We start from the raw sequence: 15,245 nt of genomic DNA, 5'->3' as shown, positions 1-15,245 counted from the left end.
CGCTATAAGTGTGCGAACGGCAGTATGTTGCCATCGGGGGCGGAACGTCAATGCACTTCCACCCCGTCGCTGCCCTGCCCATCCGCCTCCGACGGCTCCCTGTGCAGGGCGAGCATGGCGAGGAGGCCGCGCGCCGCCACCGAGGCGGAGCGGCCGATCCGGCGGACGATGCCGATTCCGCGTTCCATCACCGGGGATTCCAGCGGAACCGACGCCAGACCCGCGAATCGCAGGAGCGGCAGCGACAGCGACGGCAACGCCGCCACGCCCGTCCCTGCCCCGACCAGCCCGCCGATGGTGGCGAGGTGCGACGCCTCGTAGAGCGGGTGGATGGTGACGCCGGCCTGTGCGCACGCCGTCTCCATGGATTGCCGCACGCTGGTGGTGCGCGACATGGCGACGGTCGGGTGTTCCGCCATCTCCGCCCAGGTGACGGCGGTGCGGCCGGCCAGTGGATGGTCGGGCCTGCACACCAGGACCATGCGGTCGGCCAGCAGCCGCTCGAACCGGAACTCGTCGGTGTCTTGCGGTTCGACCGTGATGCCGAAGTCGGCGGCCCCGGACCGCACCTGTTCCAGGATCGCGCCGTGCAGCCCGTCGTGCATGCGGATGTCGATGCCGGGGTTGTCGGCACGGTAGCGGGCGATCATCGGCGGCAGGATCACCGCGGCCGCGGTGGGCAGGGCGGCCACCACCACCCTGCCCCGCCGCCGCGCCAGATAATCCTGAAGATCGCCGGCGACCGCTTCGAACTCGTCAACCATTCGGGTGGCCAGCCGCAGCAGTTCCTCCCCCTCCGGGGTCAGGAGCACCTGGCGCGTGGTGCGGTCGAAGACGCGCACGCCCAGTGTTTCCTCCAGCTTGCGGATGGTGGCGCTGAGTGCGGGCTGCGACAGGCCGATGCGCTCGGCCGCCTTGCTGAAGCTCGCCTGCTCGGCGACCTGCCGGAAGGCCTGGAGCTGGCGCAAGGTCACATTCATAAGCATTGGTGATTAATCGATCCAATAAATCAGTTTGTCAACCTAATCAGCCCCGGCGAAAATGGTTTGCATGCGGATTGCTGGCTGACTTCGCAAAACGATGGGGCGGGACGGGATGATGGGTGACGGACGGATCCTCGTGGGCTGCGGCGCCGGCTTTTCGGGCGACCGGCTCGACGCGCCGGGTCCGGTGGTCGAGACGCTGGCGCGGTCGGGTCTGCCCGCCGCGATCATGTTCGAGACGCTGGGCGAGCGCACGCTGGCCCTGGCCCAGCTCGACCGCGCGCGCGATCCGGAGCGCGGGTACGAACCGCTGCTGGAGCCGCTGCTTGAACCGGTGCTCGACAGCTGCCTGCGCCATGGCATCCGCATCCTCGGCAATTTCGGTGCGGCGAACCCGCGCGCGGCGGCGCAACGCATCCTGGAGATGGGCCGGCGGCTGGGCTGCCGGCCGATGCGGGTGGCGGTGGTGACCGGCGACGACCTCGCCGCCGCCTCGCTGCTCGATCGGATCGAGGCGGAGGATGGCACGCCGCTGACGGTGACCGCCCCCATCTCCGCCAACGCCTATGTCGGCGCCGGGCCGATGGCCCGCGCTCTGGCGCTGGGCGCCGACGTGGTGGTCGCCGGGCGGGTGGCCGACCCATCGCTGGCGCTCGCCCCCTTCCTGCACCACCACGGCTGGGCGGAGGACGACTGGCGGCGGATCGCCTGCGGCACGCTGGCGGGTCACCTGCTGGAATGCGGCAGCCAGGTCACCGGCGGCTATTTCGCCGACCCGGGCGTCAAGGACGTGCCGGACCCCCACCGCATCGGCTTCCCCATCGTCGCCATGGACGCCGACGGCGGCTTCACCATCGGCAAGGCCGAGGACACCGGCGGCCTCGTCGATCGCCGCACCGTCTCCGAGCAGATCCTCTACGAGGTGCACGACCCCGCCGCCTACCTCACCCCCGACGTGACGCTCGACATCACCTGCGTGGAGTTGGTGCCCGACGGGCCCGACCGCGTGCGCGTCACCGGCGCCGCCGGGCGGCCGCGGCCGGAGCGGCTGAAGGTGACGGTCGGCTACGACGGCGGCTGGCTGGGCGAGGGCGAGATCTCCTACGCCGGGCCGAACGCCGTGGCGCGCGCGCGTCTGGCGCTGGATGTGGTGAAGCGCCGGCTGCCCGCCGACTGCCGGGTGCGCGGTGACATCGTCGGCGTCTCCAGTGTGTTCGGCGACGACGGCGGGCAACGCCTTGCCGGGCGCGCGCCGGCGGTGGAAGACGTGCGGATGCGCATCGCGGTGGCGACGCCGGAGCGCGCCGTCGCCGAGCGCGCGGCGCAGGAGGTGCTGGCGCTCTACACCTGTGGCCCGGCCGGCGGCGGCGGGGTGCGCACGGCTGTCCGCCAGCGCATCGCCACGGCGTCCGGCTACATCCCCCGCGCGCTGGTACGGCCGGACATCGAGATCCTGGAATGACCGACATGACGAACGCCATGGACGACACCGTCGAGGTGCCGCTGCACCGTATCGCCCACGGCCGCACCGGCGACAAGGGCGACCGCCTGAACGTCAGCGTCATCGCCCATCGCCCCGCCCACTTCCCGCTGATCCGGGATCAGGTGACGGCGGAGCGGGTGCGGGCGCTGTTCGCCCATCGCGGCCCCGGCCCGGTGGTCCGGTACGAGCTGCCGCGTCTGCACGCGCTGAACCTCGTCATCGACGACGTGCTGGAGGGGGGCGTGAACCTCGCCCTCAATCTGGACGGACACGGGAAGACCCTGTCCTTCCTGGTCCTGTCGATGCCGGTGCGCGTGCCGCGCCACCTGCTCGAAACCGTGGGCAACGACCCGCAAGCCAAACAGCAAGACAAACAGGAGGAAACCCCATGATGCGCACCCCGACCCTCGCGGCCCTGGCCGTCGCCGCGGCTCTCGGCATCGCCGCCCCGGCGAACGCCCAGACCAAGCTGCTGATCGGCGCCACCTCGGCCTCGTCCAGCCAGTACGGCTATTTCGTTGCCGTCTCGCAGCTCATCAACGAGAAGGTGCCGGGCGTCGACAGCGCGGTCGTGGAGACCGGCGCCACCGTGGACAACCTGCGCCGCATCGCGCGCAACCAGATCGATTTCGGCCTTGTCACCACCAACGTCGGTTTCCACGCCTACGCCGGTGAGGGGGACTTCAAGGACCGCAAGGTCGAGAACGTCCTGCTGTGGGTCTACGCCCCGGCGCCGCAGAACGTGATCGTGCGGGCCGACAGCGGCGTCACGGACATCGCCGGGCTGGCCGGCAAGCGCTTCAACCCCGGCCTGAAGGGCTCCGCCACCGAGAAGACGGCGGAATCCGTGTTCAAGGCGCTGGGCATCGCGCCGGATTATGTGCGCGGCTCCACCACCGACATCGTCGATGCGGTGAAGGACAACCGTGCCATCGGCTACGTGAAGTCGGGCGCCGGCAACCGGCTGGACGGCTCCACCCTCGACATCGCCACGATGACGCCGGTGCGCGTGCTGTCGCTGACCCCGGAGCAGCAGAAGACCATCGCCACGACCTTCCCCGACCTGTCGGTCGTCAACGTGCCCGCGGGTGCGGCCGACGGCGTGCCGGCCTACACCACCTGGAGCTTCGGTCTGGCGGTGCACGCGCGCCCCGGCCTGTCCGACGACCTCGCCTACAAGATCGCCAAGGCGGCGTTCGAGGACACCACCGTGCAGGCGGCGGCGCTCAGCGAAATGAAGGGCGCCGACCTGATCAAGCTGACGATCGAGAACGGCACGGTGCCGCTGCACCCGGGCGTCGCCCGCTACCTGAAGGAACGCGGCGTGACCATTCCCGAGAAGCTCCAGCCCAAGTCCTGAACCCGAGTCACGATCACAAGTCCTGATCCCAATTCCTGACCGGGAGCCGCCGCCGTGCGCGACACCCTGACCAAGGTCGTGGCCGTCCTGCTCGGCGGCTTCATCCTCTACACCGCCGCCTTCGGCACCTTCGAGGGGCTGATCCAGCGCGCCATCTTCGTCGCCATCGTGGTCGGGCTGGGGCTGCTGATGTTCCCGCTCGGTCGCGGCACCCGCTGGAGCGGGGCCGGCATCGCGGTCGACATCGTGCTCGCCGCCGTGACCTTCGCCGGCTGCGGCTATGTGATCGTCGAATACGAGACGATCATGGGCAGCCTGCCCACCGCCGGCACGCTCGACATCGCGCTGACGGCCGGGCTGGTGCTGGCGATCCTGGAGGTGTCGCGCCGGGCCATCGGCGGCGTCTTCCCGACCATCGTTCTCCTCGGCATCGCCTACGCGCTGCTCGGCCACCTGCTGCCGGGCAAGCTGGGTCACCGCGGTTTCGACATGGAGTTCGTCACCGAGACGCTGCTGCTCGGCGATCTCGGCATCTGGGGCCTGCTGGTGGGGGTGGCGGCGACCACCATCGGCGCCTTCATCCTGTTCGGCAGCGCGCTGCTGTTCACCGGCGGCGGTCAGACCTTCATGGATCTGGCGGTGCGCGTCAGCGGCCGCAGCCCCGGCGGGGCGGCCAAGGTGGCGACGGTCGCGTCGGGCCTGTTCGGCATGATCAGCGGCAGCGCGGTCGCCAACGTGGCGACCACCGGCAACTTCACCATCCCGCTGATGAAGCGCCTGGGCTACCCGGCCCCGCTCGCCGGCGGGATCGAGGCGGTGGCCTCCACCGGCGGGCAGATCGCGCCGCCGGTGATGGGGGCCGCGGCCTTCGTGATGGCGGAGATCATCGGGCGTTCCTACTTCGACATCGCCATGGCGGCGGCCCTGCCCGCCTTCCTGTTCTACCTCGGCGCCTTCGCCACCGTGCACCTGATCGCACGGGAGCGCGGGCTCCGGGTGGTCCCGGAGTCGGAGATGCCGCCCTGGTCGGACATCCTGACGGCGCGCCGCATCGCCCCGATCCTGGCCGCTTTCGGCGGGCTGTTCTACGGCATCCTCACCGGCCGGTCGGTGCAGACCGCGGCCTTCTTCGGGGTGATGGCGATGCTGGTGCCCTATGTGGGGCTCAACATCCGCTCCGGCTCCGACCTCCGCACGGTGCTGACCACGCTGGTCGGCGCGCTGGAGGATGCCGGCAAGGCGCTGGTGATGATCGGCGTGCTGCTCGCCGGCGCGCAGATCCTCGTCGCCATGGTCAACCTGACCGGGTTGGGGGTGGCGCTGTCGTCGGTGATCATCGGGATCACGCAGAATTCGATCTTCGCCATCGCGGTGGTGACGGCGGTGGTGTGCCTCGTGCTCGGCATGGGCATCCCGACGACCGCCGCCTATGTGCTGGTCGCCGCGGTGCTGGCCCCGGCGTTGACCAAGGCGGGGGTGCCGCCGCTGGTGGCGCACATGTTCGTCTTCTACTACGCCACCATCTCCACCATCACCCCGCCGGTCTGCATCGCGGTGTTCGTGGCGGCGGGCATCGCCCAGACGGGATGGGTCGCGGTGGCGCGGGAGGCGTGCAAGCTGGGTGCTGTCACCTACGTCATCCCCTTCATGTTCATCGCCTATCCCGGCATGCTGGCGGAGGGCGGGGCGATCGGCTTCCTGGAGGCCTGCGTGTCCGGTACGGTGTTCACGCTGGCCTTCGCCAACCTGTTCGCCGGGGTGCGCTACTTCCACTCGCGGCTGTTGACGGGGGCGGTCCTGCTGGCCATCGCGCTGCTGGCGGCGTTGCCGACCTGGTACGGGCTGGTGGTGTCGACGGCGGGGCTGATCGCCCTATACACCCTGCGCCGGCACCGGATCGGCGCAGCCCTGACGGAGACCCTGGTGACGAGCGAGGCGCGGGCGTGACGGACGGCATCGAGGATACGCGGCGGCGGATCGCCGTGGTCGGTTGCGGCACCGTGGGGGCGAGTTGGGCCGCCCTGTTCCTGGCCCACGGTTTGGACGTGGCCGCCACCGACCCGGCGCCGGGTGCGGAGGAGCGGCTGCGCCGCTTCGTGGACCGCGCGCTGGAGCAGCTCCGCGCCCTGGGTTGCCGGGGGGAGGGGCGGCTGTCCTTCCACACGGCGATGGCCGATGCGCTGATTGGCGCGACGTTCGTGCAGGAGAACGCGCCGGAGAACGAGGGGCTGAAGCGCCGCCTGCTGGCGGAGATCGACGGGCTGGTGCAGCCCGAGGTGGTGATCGCCAGCAGCACGTCCGCGCTGGTCCGCAGCGCCATCGTCGCCGACTGCACCCATGCCGGCCGGCACATCGTGGCGCACCCGTTCAACCCGCCGCACCTCCTGCCGCTGGTGGAGATCGTCGGCGGCGACGCGGCGGCGGTCGCTTCGGCGGTGGCCTTCTACAAATCGCTGGGCCGGCGGCCCGTGGTGCTGTCGCGGGAGATGCCGGGCCACATCGCCAACCGCCTGAGCTCCGCCCTCTACCGGGAGGCCGTGCATCTGGTGGAGCAGGGGGTGGCCAGCGTCGCCGACATCGACGCCGCCATCAGCCACGGCCCCGGCCTGCGCTGGGCGCTGATGGGGCCGCACATGACCTATCACCTGGGCGGCGGCGAGGGTGGCATCGCCCATTACCTGGAGCATCTCGGCCCCAGCCAGGAACGCCGCTGGGCGGCGCTCGGCAATCCCTCCCTGGGACCCGAGGTGCGCGAGCGCATCGTCGCCGGTGTGGCGGAGGAAGCCGCCGGCCGCTCCATCGCCGAGCTGGAGGCGGAGCGCGACGCGGCGCTGATGGGGCTGCTGCGCCTGCTCGGCCGCGGCCCGGCGGGAGGTGCGGCATGACCCCGATCGTCATCGCCGCCGCCCCCAACGGCGCCCGCCGCGGCAAGGCCGACCACCCCGCCCTGCCCCTCACCGCCGACGAGATCGCGCGGGAGGCGGCGCGCTGCCGGGAGGCCGGGGCCACCATGCTGCACCTGCATGTGCGCGACGCCGACGGTCGCCACAGCCTCGACCCCGACGCCTACCGCGCCGCCATCACCGCGGTGCGGCGGGAGGCCGGGGCCGACCTGCTGATTCAGCCCACCACGGAGGCGGTCGGCCTCTACGCGCCCGAGGCGCAGATGGCCGCCATGGACGAGCTGCGGCCGGAGGCGTTCTCCGTGGCCCTGCGGGAATTGGTGCCGGGTGCGGCGGCCGAAGCGGATGCGGCCCGCTTCTACGCCGCCCACGCCGCGGCCGGCGTGCTGGTCCAGCACATCCTCTACGACACCGCCGACGTCGCTCGCTTCGAAACGCTGGTGCGTCGCGGCGTCATCCCCGACACGGGATGCAGCGTGCTGTTCGTGCTCGGCCGCTACACGGCGGGCCAGACCTCCGACCCGCGCGACCTGCTGCCCTTCCTCGCCGCTTATGGCGGCCGTTTCCCATGGATGCTGTGCGCGTTCGGTGCGCGGGAGGGGGCCTGCGCCGCCACGGCGGCGGCGCTTGGCGGGCATGTGCGGGTCGGGTTCGAGAACAACCTGTGGCTTGCCGACGGGACGACAGCGCCCGACACCGCCGCCCTGGTGGCGCAAGCCGCCGCGGTGCTGCCGCTGCTGGGCCGGACGCCGGCCGATCCGGCCGCCGCGCGGGCGCTGCTTCGGCCTTGACGCGGCGGTTGCCGGTGACCGGGCGTTGGTGAGCATGCGTGATGGCGGATGGGCGGCGCTGCGGGTATCGTCCGCTCCGCCAACCAATCCGACGAGGCCGGCCGAACGATGACCCAGGACAGCAAGGATCTCTACCGCATCCGCGACCATGTTCCCGACTTCGACGAGCAGGTCGCCGGCTTCCGGTCGCGGAGTGCCGCGACGCGCGACCGACTGCGTTTCGAGACGGTGGCCTACGGCGGCGGTGACGGCGAGACGCTGGATCTGTTCTTCCCCGACGACCGGGCGGGGCCGCTGCCGGTGCACATCTTCCTGCACGGCGGCTACTGGCGCGCCTTCACCAAGGACGACTACTCCTACATCGCCGACAGTGTGACGGCGGCGGGCGCCATCGCCGCCATCGTCAATTACGACCTGATGCCGCACGTCCGCATGGACACGCTGGTCCGTCAGGTCCGGCAGGCGGCGGCCTGGACCGTCGGGAACATCGCGTCGCATGGCGGCGATCCCGCCGCCATCACGGTGAGCGGCCATTCGGCCGGCGCGCATCTCGCCTGCTGGCTGTTCGACGGGCCGGGCGCGGCATCGCCCTACGGCATCCGGGGGGCGCTGCTGCTGGGCGGCCTCTATGATCTGGCGCCGCTCCGCCACTCCTTCCTGCAGGCGGAGGTCGGTCTGACCGACGAGGAGATCCGCGACTTCACCCCGCTGACCCACCGCTTCGCCCCCTCCGTCGCCTGCGAGATCCTGGTCGGCGAGCGGGAAACGCCGCCCTTCCACGAGCAGGCCGCCCGGTTCGGCGACCACCTCGCCGCCCAGGGCGTGCCCGTCCGGGCCGGAATCGTAGAGGGCACCGACCACATGAGCAGCGTGCGCGATCTGGGGATACCGGGGACCGGGGCCGCAGCCGCCCTCGCCCGCCTCATTTCGGGAGCGGGCGCGGCCAGCGGCCGGTAGGGAGCCGCCGGCTGAACCCTCAGAACGCCAGCTTGGCCGGGTAGGTGGCCGGATCGAGATCCAGCGCGCGGCAGCGTTCCCAGATGCGGCCGTAGGCGGCGGACAGCCGGCCGACCTGGACCTCCGACCGCGCGATCAGGGGTGCGAGCGCGGCATGCTCCTCGGCGATCTCGGCCAGCAGGGCCTCCTCGTCGATGCGGGTCAGGCGGCCGTCGCGCATCACCGGCTCGCCGTCCACGAACACGGTGTCGAGCCCGGCCCCCGTCTCGTTGTAGACGAGCTGGCGCAGCGGGTCGTTGAGCGGGGTGAAGGGGATGCGGTCGAGGCGCCATACGGTGAGGTCGGCGATCCTGCCCTCCTCCACCGCGCCCAGGCTGTCGCCGAAGCCCAGCGCCGTAGCCCCGCCCATGGTCCCGGCGCGCCACGCCTCCTCGGCACCGATCCAGCGCTCGTAGTCGTCACCGCGCAGCTTGTGGACCAGCGCTGTCGACGACACCGTCTTCAGCATGTGCACGGTCTCGATCGAACCGCAGCCGTCGGTGCCCAGGCTGACGTTGACCCCGCCCTCGAGCAATGCCCGCAGCGGCGCCAGACCCGATCCCAGCTTCAGGTTGCTGTTGGGGTTGTGCTGGACGGTGGCGCCGCTGGCGGCCAGCCGCTCGATCTCGTGCGGGGTCACCCACACCGCGTGGATCACCGTCGTCTTGGGCTTCAGGATGCCCAGCTTGTCCAGATGCTCCAGCATCGTGCAGCCGTAGAAGAGCGGGCCGCTGACCGCCTGGAGCCGCGTCTCCTGCACATGGGTCATCAGCGGCAGGTCGAACTCGTCGGCGAAGGCCCGCATCTCCAGCAGGAAATCGTCGGTGCAGCGTTGCGGGGCCGACGGCGCCACGATGTAGCCGACGCGGCTCCGCGCCGGGTGGAAATCGCGCGCCAACTCGCGGGCGAAGTCCTTGACCTCCGCCACCGGGGTGCGCGGCTTGCCGTCCAGCTCGGCCAGCAGCTCCGGCTCGAACTCCTCCTCCACGAAGGGCATGGCGCGGAAGAAGGGCTTGTCGAACAGGGTGATGCCGACCAGCGCCCGGATGCCGGCGTCGCGGTACGCCTGGAAGGCGGCCTCCACGTGGTCGCGGTGCAGCACCGGGCTGACGTTCAGGTCGTCCACGATGGTCGTGGCGCCCGATCGCAGAGCCTCGATGGCCCCCACCAGCGTGCGCAGATAGACCTGCCGCGCCGTCACCGGGATGGGATCGAGCGGGCGGACGTTGTTCATCCACAGTTCGAGAGGCACCCGGTCGTAGCGGCCCTTGTGATAGTGCTCGTGCGAATGGTGATGGCCGTTGACCAGCCCGGCCGCCACCAAACGCTTCCGCCCGTCGATGACGGTGCCGACCGGCTCCGCGCTGCCGGCCGGGCGGATGGCGGCGATGCGCCCGCCCTCGATCACGATGTCCACCGGCCCGTCGCTCGCGCGCGCCTCCGGCCCCAGGAGCGCGATCGCCCCCGTCAACGTCCAAGCCACGGTGTTGTCCTCGTGCGTTTCACAGGGTGGCGGGGGCCGCGGTCGGCGGCCCCCGTCGCGGCGTCAGCCCGGCAGTTTGCCGAGGGACACGTAGAGCGCCTTGAGCGCGGCGCGTTCGGCCTCCAGCGTCTTGGCGAACTCCTCGTGCGGCTGGAAGTCGATGCGGCTGTTGATGCGGCCGATCAGGGTCAGGAAGCCCTTGTCCTTCACCAGCTCGCCGAAGCCGTCGGAGAGGCGCTTCACACGGTCCGTCGGGGTGCCTTTCGGCACCAGCGCGCCCAGCCAGAAGTGCCAGATGATCGGGGCGCCGGCCTCCGTGCAGGTCGGCACGTCCTTGAAACCGTCCCAGCGCTGGGTGTCGGCGACGCAGATGGGCTTCACGGCACCGGAGGTGATGTGCTCGCCCACCACGGTGGGCAGGCCGGCGTAGGCCATGGTGTTGCCGCCCAGGAGCTGGGTGATGGCCGGGCCGCCGCCGCCGAACTCGACGCCCTTCATCTTGGTCCCCGTCTCCTTCTTGAGCATCTCGAAGGCGACGTAGGTCAGGCCGTTCACGTTGTCGGAGCTGTAGACCAGCTTGTCCGGGTTTGCCTTCGCGTAGTCGGTCATCTCCTTGAGGTTGGAGAAGGGCGCGTTCTTGCCGGCGACGAAGACCGCCGGGGCGTAGTTGATGCGCGCCACCGGGATGAAGTCGTCGGCCTTGAAGGGAAGCTGCTCCACCTGCGGGCGCAGGCTGATGATGGTGGGGTCGCCGAACAGCACGGTGTGGCCGTCGGGCTCCGCCTTCGACACCTCGGTTGTGCCGACCACGCCGCCGCCGCCGGCCCGGATGATGGAGATCATCGGCTGGCCGAAGAAGGGCTCGGCGGCCGTGGTGATGATCGCCGCGTGCAGCGACGTGGCCCCGCCCGGCGGGTAGGGCGTCACGAAGCGGATCGGCTTGGAGGGAAACTCCTCGGCGGATGCGGCCACGGCGCCGAGCGCCGACGCCAGGACGACCCCGGCGGCGAGAAGACGGAACGTCACTTGAACCTCCACTGGACACGGAACAGGTTGGGGATCGTCACGTTGCGCGCGGCGGCCCCGAGCACGACCAGCGCGATCAGCGCCAGGATGCCGGCGGCGATCGGGCGCTCGACGAAGATGGACAGGCTGTTGTCGGACAGCATCATGGTCTGGCGCAGGCTGTTCTCCAGCCCCGGGGCCAGCAGCAGCCCGATGACCAGCGGCGGCACCGGCACGCCGGTCTTGCGCATCAGGTAGCCGGCACCCCCGCCCGCCACCATGACGAAGACGTCGAACAGGCTGGAGTTGACCGAGTAGGCCCCGGCGAAGCACAGGATGGTCACGGCGGGGAACAGCAGCCCGTCCGGCAGCAGCGTGATGCGCGGCAGCCAGCGCACCGCGAGAAGGCCGAAGCCCAGCAGCATCACGTTGGTCGCCAGCAGGATGGCGAACAGGCCGTAGACGGTGGCGCCGTGGCTCTCGAACAGCATCGGCCCTGGCGTCAGCCCCTGCGCCATGAAGGCGCCAAGCAGGATGGCGGTCACCGTGTCGCCGGGGATGCCGAAGACCAGCAGCGGCACCAACGCCGCCGGACACACCGCGTTGTTGCCGGATTCCGCCGCCGCGATGCCCTCCAGCGAGCCGCGGCCGTACTCCTGCGGGCGTTTGGAGCGGCGCTTGGCGACGCCGTAGGCGATCCAGCAGGAGATTTCCGCCCCCAGGCCGGGCAGCGCGCCGATGAAGGCGCCGATGCCGGACGAGCGCACCAGGGTGGGCAGCACGGCCCGGAACTCGGCCCAGCTCAGGCGCTCGCGCCCGATCGCGGCGTCGGCAGCCCCGGTTGCCAGGGACTCGCTGCGGATCAGGATCTCGCTCAGCGCGAACATGCCGATCAGCAGCGGCACCAGCGACACGCCGCCCATCAGGTCGACCGAGCCGAAGGTGAATCGGTTGTAGCCGGACATCGGGTCGAGCCCGATGCAGGCGATGAACACGCCGATGGCGGCGCTGATCAGCCCCTTGACCATGCTGCCGCCGCTGACCGCCGCGATCATGGTCAGGGAGAAGAGGAACAGGGCGGCGAACTCCGGTGCGCCGAAACGCAGCGCCACCGTGGCCAGCGCCGTCGCCGCGAAGATCAGCACGAAGGTCGCGAACAGGTCGCCGAAGACCGAGGCGTAAAGGCTCATCTCCAGCGCCTTGCGTGCCTGTCCCCGGCGGGCGAGCCAATGCCCGTCCAGCGCCGTGGCCGCCGCCGCGGCGGTGCCCGGCGTGTTGATGGTGATGGCGGGGATGGAGCCGGCGTAGATGGCGGCCTTGTAGACGCCCAGCAGGAACGGGATGCCGATGGCGGCGTCCATGAAGAAGGTGAAGGGCGAGAGCACCGCCACCGCCATGGTGGCGGTCAGCCCCGGCAGCGCCCCGACGACGATGCCGACCACCAGCCCGAAACCGGCGGCCAGGATGGTCCAGGGGTTCGCCAGGAAGGCGAGCCCGGCGAGCAGGCTGTCGATCACCACAGCGTCACCTTCGGCACGGGAAAGACGATCAGGAGCAGATGGCCGAACAGGTAGAGCACCAGCGCGATGGTCCCGACCGCGACCAGCACCATCGGCAGCGGGCGCCGGTAGCCGAAGGCGAGGGACATCAGCAGGAAGGTGATGAAGCTCGCCACCGGCAGCCCGATCCAGGGCACGGCCGCCACGTAACCGACGATGATGACGAAGACCGCGGCGGTGCGGATGCCCGGCCGGGTGCCCTCGCCCCCGGCGGCGGTCGCGGCGCCTCGCGCCAGCGTGCCAAGCCCCAGCACCGCGCCCAGCAGCATCAGCAGGGCGGCCGACACCGCCGGGAAGACCACCGGCGAGCGCATGTCGCTGATGCTGTCGTAGCCGTAGCCGGCGATCTGCTGCGGCAGGATCGCCAGCGCGACCGCGCCCGTGAGCATCACGACGATGGAGAGCGCGAGATCCGCGCGCATGTCCGCCCCCTTCCAGTCTGTTGCCAGGCTGGTAGCAAGACGGATGCCAGATCGTATCCAATCATTCACACAGGTTGGCGCAGCTTTCATACGGAGATATGCGCACTTTGACGCCACTCCCTGCCCAAGCGACGGGCATTCGTTCGAGCGCGATGCAATTGGCCGCAGGGATGCCCATCAACGGTGTGCGTGCAATCAGCGCGCGGGTTGGATACGATAGGTCGGTTCCCACCAATCACGGCACCGCACCCGCCATGCCCAGACGAAGCGACCCCGGCGACGACACCCTGCCGATGCTGCGGTCGATCAACGCCGCCGCCTTCGCGGCGCCTGCCGACGACGACATCTACGTGTCGATCTTCGACGCCATCCAGGACGGCAAGCTCCCGCCCGGCACCAAGCTGGGGGAGGACCAGCTCGCGGTCGTCTTCCAGGTCAGCCGCACCCGCATCCGCCAGAGCCTGCGCCAGCTCGCCTTCGCCGGCGTGGTGGAGATGTTCAAGAACCGCGGTGCCTTCGTCGCCCGGCCGACGCGGCGCGACGCCAACGACATCTACGCCGCCCGCCGTCTGGTGGAGGCCGACGTGGTCACCATGGTGGCCCTGCACCACACGCCGGCCGACCTATCGGCATTGCGCGCCCATGTGGCGAGCCAGAAGGCGGCGCTGGCCGGCGAGGAGCGCGGCACCGCCCGCCGGCTGATCGCGGAGTTCCATCTGGTGCTGGCCGCACTCGCCGGGAACCGCTCGCTGGCCCGCTTCATCGCCCAGCTCGTGGCGCAGACGACGCTGATCAACATGCTCTACGACACGCGGGAGGCGCCGCTCTGCTCGGTCGATGAGCACGAGGCGCTGGTCGACCGCATCGCCGCGCGCGATGCGGCCGGCAGCGTCGCGATGATGACCGAGCATCTGCAAGCGGTGGAGCGCCGACTGCGCTTCCCGGACGACCGCCCGCCGGCCGTCGATTTCACCAGTGTGTTCACCCGTGGGTGAGCAATCGGAGTCCAGATTGTATCCAATCTAGCCATCGTGATGCACACGAAATGCGCACATGATGGCTTATGAACCGGGCGCCTGTTGATTCCCAATCGCTCCGCTTCTGGCACGCTTCTTGTAATCCCGTTCGTACACAGGGATTGCACGAACGGGATGGAGGCACGGGATGACGAGCGGATTGACGCGGCGCCAGTGGATGAAGGGTGCGGCTCTCGCCGGCACGACGGCGGCGGTGGCCGGACCGGGGCTGGTGAGGCCGGCGCAGGCCGCCGGCACCAACCTGATGGTGGTGCAGTGGGGCGCCGCCTGGATCGACGTGTCGAAGAAGATCGTCGCCCCCTATGAGAAGGAGACGGGCGACCGCATCGCCTGGGAACTGCACGCCGGCGGCGCCATGGCGATCGTCGCCAAGATCAAGCCGAACTGGCCCAACGTCCCCTACCACGTCATCTCCTGCTGGGATCCGGTCTTCTCCGCGATGATCAAGGAGGACTGGCTGGAGCCGGTCAGCGTGGCGGAGATGCCGAACCTGAAGGAGATCCCGGAGATCTTCTTCCAGAAGAACGCCAAGGGCCAGTTGATGAGCGTGCCGCTCAGCACCGCCGGCGCCTTCTGGGGCTACCGCAAGGATCTCGTCGACAAGCCCATCGAGAGCATCGAGCAGCTTCTGGAACCGCGCTTCAAGGGCAAGATCTGCGTGCCCTACCCGGTCAACCTGACCGGCCTGCTGCTTGTCACCCTGGCGATGCAGCGCGGCGGCGACGAGCGCAACGTCGAGCCGGGCTGGGAGTTCCTGAAGGAGCTGGCCAAGCGCGGCAACATCGGCCGCGTGATCAACAACAACTCCGAATTCATCAACGCCATGAGCGCCGGCGACGTGTCGGTCGCCTTCTTCAACAACGGCGGCTGGTCGGTGGTGAAGGACCGCTTCCCGGTCACCATCCTCAACCGGCTGAAGGACAACAAGGGTTTCCTCTACAACGAGGGCTTCGGCATCCTGAAGAGCGACCGGACCGAGGCGGCCAAGCGCTTCGCCAACCATTTCGCCCGCGCCGACGTCAACGAGATGTACAACATCCCGCTGGGGTCCGGCCCGACCAACCCCAAGGCCAAGGTCGGGGAGAAGGCGGCCGACTTCTACTACACCCCGGACGAGCTGGCGCAATACGCCCACGTCGCCGATTTCGGCTACCTGTCCGCCCAGGTGAACGACTGGGCGAAGCGGTGGGAAACGGAAATCGTCCCTCTGCTCCGGGCCTGAC

At 70.2% G+C, this 15,245-nt stretch carries 14 protein-coding genes; 9 read left to right on the top strand and 5 right to left on the bottom strand.

The annotated features are described in order from the left end of the window. Positions 1-47: 47 nt before the first annotated feature. Positions 48-986 carry a LysR family transcriptional regulator gene (locus tag HL658_RS23610; protein WP_180284330.1) on the bottom strand — a complete coding sequence of 313 codons (939 nt, stop codon included), beginning with the start codon at positions 984-986 and terminating at the stop codon, positions 48-50. 112 nt (positions 987-1,098) lie between these two features. On the opposite strand from HL658_RS23610, the gene HL658_RS23605 reads away from it, so the two are divergent. The 7 genes from HL658_RS23605 (at position 1,099) to HL658_RS23575 (ending at position 8,477) form a co-directional block, all read left to right on the top strand. Further along, positions 1,099-2,445, top strand: coding sequence for an acyclic terpene utilization AtuA family protein (locus HL658_RS23605; protein WP_180284329.1), 1,347 nt, complete (start codon positions 1,099-1,101; stop codon positions 2,443-2,445). Beyond that, positions 2,442-2,858: an AtuA-related protein gene (locus HL658_RS23600; RefSeq protein ID WP_343055301.1), complete on the top strand. Its 417-nt coding sequence runs from the start codon at positions 2,442-2,444 to the stop codon at positions 2,856-2,858. The genes HL658_RS23605 and HL658_RS23600 overlap by 4 nt, the downstream gene beginning before the upstream one ends. Beyond that, entirely contained in the window at positions 2,855-3,826 is a 972-nt protein-coding gene (locus HL658_RS23595; protein WP_246337814.1) for a TAXI family TRAP transporter solute-binding subunit, read from the top strand. Before HL658_RS23600 ends, HL658_RS23595 begins: the two co-directional genes overlap by 4 nt. A 54-nt stretch (positions 3,827-3,880) precedes the next feature. Beyond that, positions 3,881-5,773 carry a TRAP transporter fused permease subunit gene (locus HL658_RS23590; protein ID WP_180284328.1) on the top strand — a complete coding sequence of 631 codons (1,893 nt, stop codon included), beginning with the start codon at positions 3,881-3,883 and terminating at the stop codon, positions 5,771-5,773. Then, positions 5,770-6,711, top strand: coding sequence for a 3-hydroxyacyl-CoA dehydrogenase NAD-binding domain-containing protein (locus HL658_RS23585; protein WP_343055300.1), 942 nt, complete (start codon positions 5,770-5,772; stop codon positions 6,709-6,711). Before HL658_RS23590 ends, HL658_RS23585 begins: the two co-directional genes overlap by 4 nt. Further along, on the top strand, positions 6,708-7,520 hold the full coding sequence (locus HL658_RS23580) for a beta-keto acid cleavage family enzyme (RefSeq protein ID WP_180284327.1): 813 nt from the start codon (positions 6,708-6,710) through the stop codon (positions 7,518-7,520). Before HL658_RS23585 ends, HL658_RS23580 begins: the two co-directional genes overlap by 4 nt. Before the next feature lie 108 nt (positions 7,521-7,628). Further along, on the top strand, positions 7,629-8,477 hold the full coding sequence (locus HL658_RS23575; protein ID WP_180284326.1) for an alpha/beta hydrolase: 849 nt from the start codon (positions 7,629-7,631) through the stop codon (positions 8,475-8,477). Between the two features lie 19 nt (positions 8,478-8,496). Here HL658_RS23575 and HL658_RS23570 read toward each other — a convergent pair whose 3' ends face one another. The 4 genes from HL658_RS23570 to HL658_RS23555 all read right to left on the bottom strand — a co-directional run bounded on the left by HL658_RS23570 (position 8,497) and on the right by HL658_RS23555 (position 12,985). Beyond that, entirely contained in the window at positions 8,497-9,999 is a 1,503-nt protein-coding gene (locus HL658_RS23570) for an amidohydrolase family protein (protein ID WP_211109824.1), read from the bottom strand. Between the two features lie 63 nt (positions 10,000-10,062). Continuing rightward, positions 10,063-11,025, bottom strand: a complete 963-nt coding sequence (locus HL658_RS23565) for a tripartite tricarboxylate transporter substrate-binding protein (RefSeq protein ID WP_180284325.1) — start codon at positions 11,023-11,025, stop codon at positions 10,063-10,065. Further along, entirely contained in the window at positions 11,022-12,524 is a 1,503-nt protein-coding gene (locus HL658_RS23560; RefSeq protein WP_180287669.1) for a tripartite tricarboxylate transporter permease, read from the bottom strand. The genes HL658_RS23565 and HL658_RS23560 overlap by 4 nt, the downstream gene beginning before the upstream one ends. Next, positions 12,518-12,985 (bottom strand): tripartite tricarboxylate transporter TctB family protein, encoded by a 468-nt coding sequence (locus HL658_RS23555; RefSeq protein ID WP_180284323.1) that lies wholly within the window; start codon positions 12,983-12,985, stop codon positions 12,518-12,520. The genes HL658_RS23560 and HL658_RS23555 overlap by 7 nt, the downstream gene beginning before the upstream one ends. A 254-nt stretch (positions 12,986-13,239) precedes the next feature. Here HL658_RS23555 and HL658_RS23550 point away from each other — a divergent pair, with 254 nt between their 5' ends. After that, positions 13,240-13,980 carry a GntR family transcriptional regulator gene (locus HL658_RS23550; RefSeq protein WP_180284322.1) on the top strand — a complete coding sequence of 247 codons (741 nt, stop codon included), beginning with the start codon at positions 13,240-13,242 and terminating at the stop codon, positions 13,978-13,980. Between the two features lie 169 nt (positions 13,981-14,149). Continuing rightward, the gene (locus HL658_RS23545) at positions 14,150-15,244 is read left to right on the top strand and encodes an ABC transporter substrate-binding protein (protein ID WP_180284321.1); all 1,095 of its coding nucleotides are present in this window, start codon (positions 14,150-14,152) and stop codon (positions 15,242-15,244) included. Position 15,245: the final 1 nt, after the last annotated feature.

This window comes from Azospirillum oleiclasticum (assembly GCF_013423485.1).
Lineage (GTDB): Bacteria > Pseudomonadota > Alphaproteobacteria > Azospirillales > Azospirillaceae > Azospirillum > Azospirillum oleiclasticum.
The sequence above is the reverse complement of the archived record's forward strand: the minus strand, read 5'-3'. Positions and strand labels throughout refer to the sequence as shown.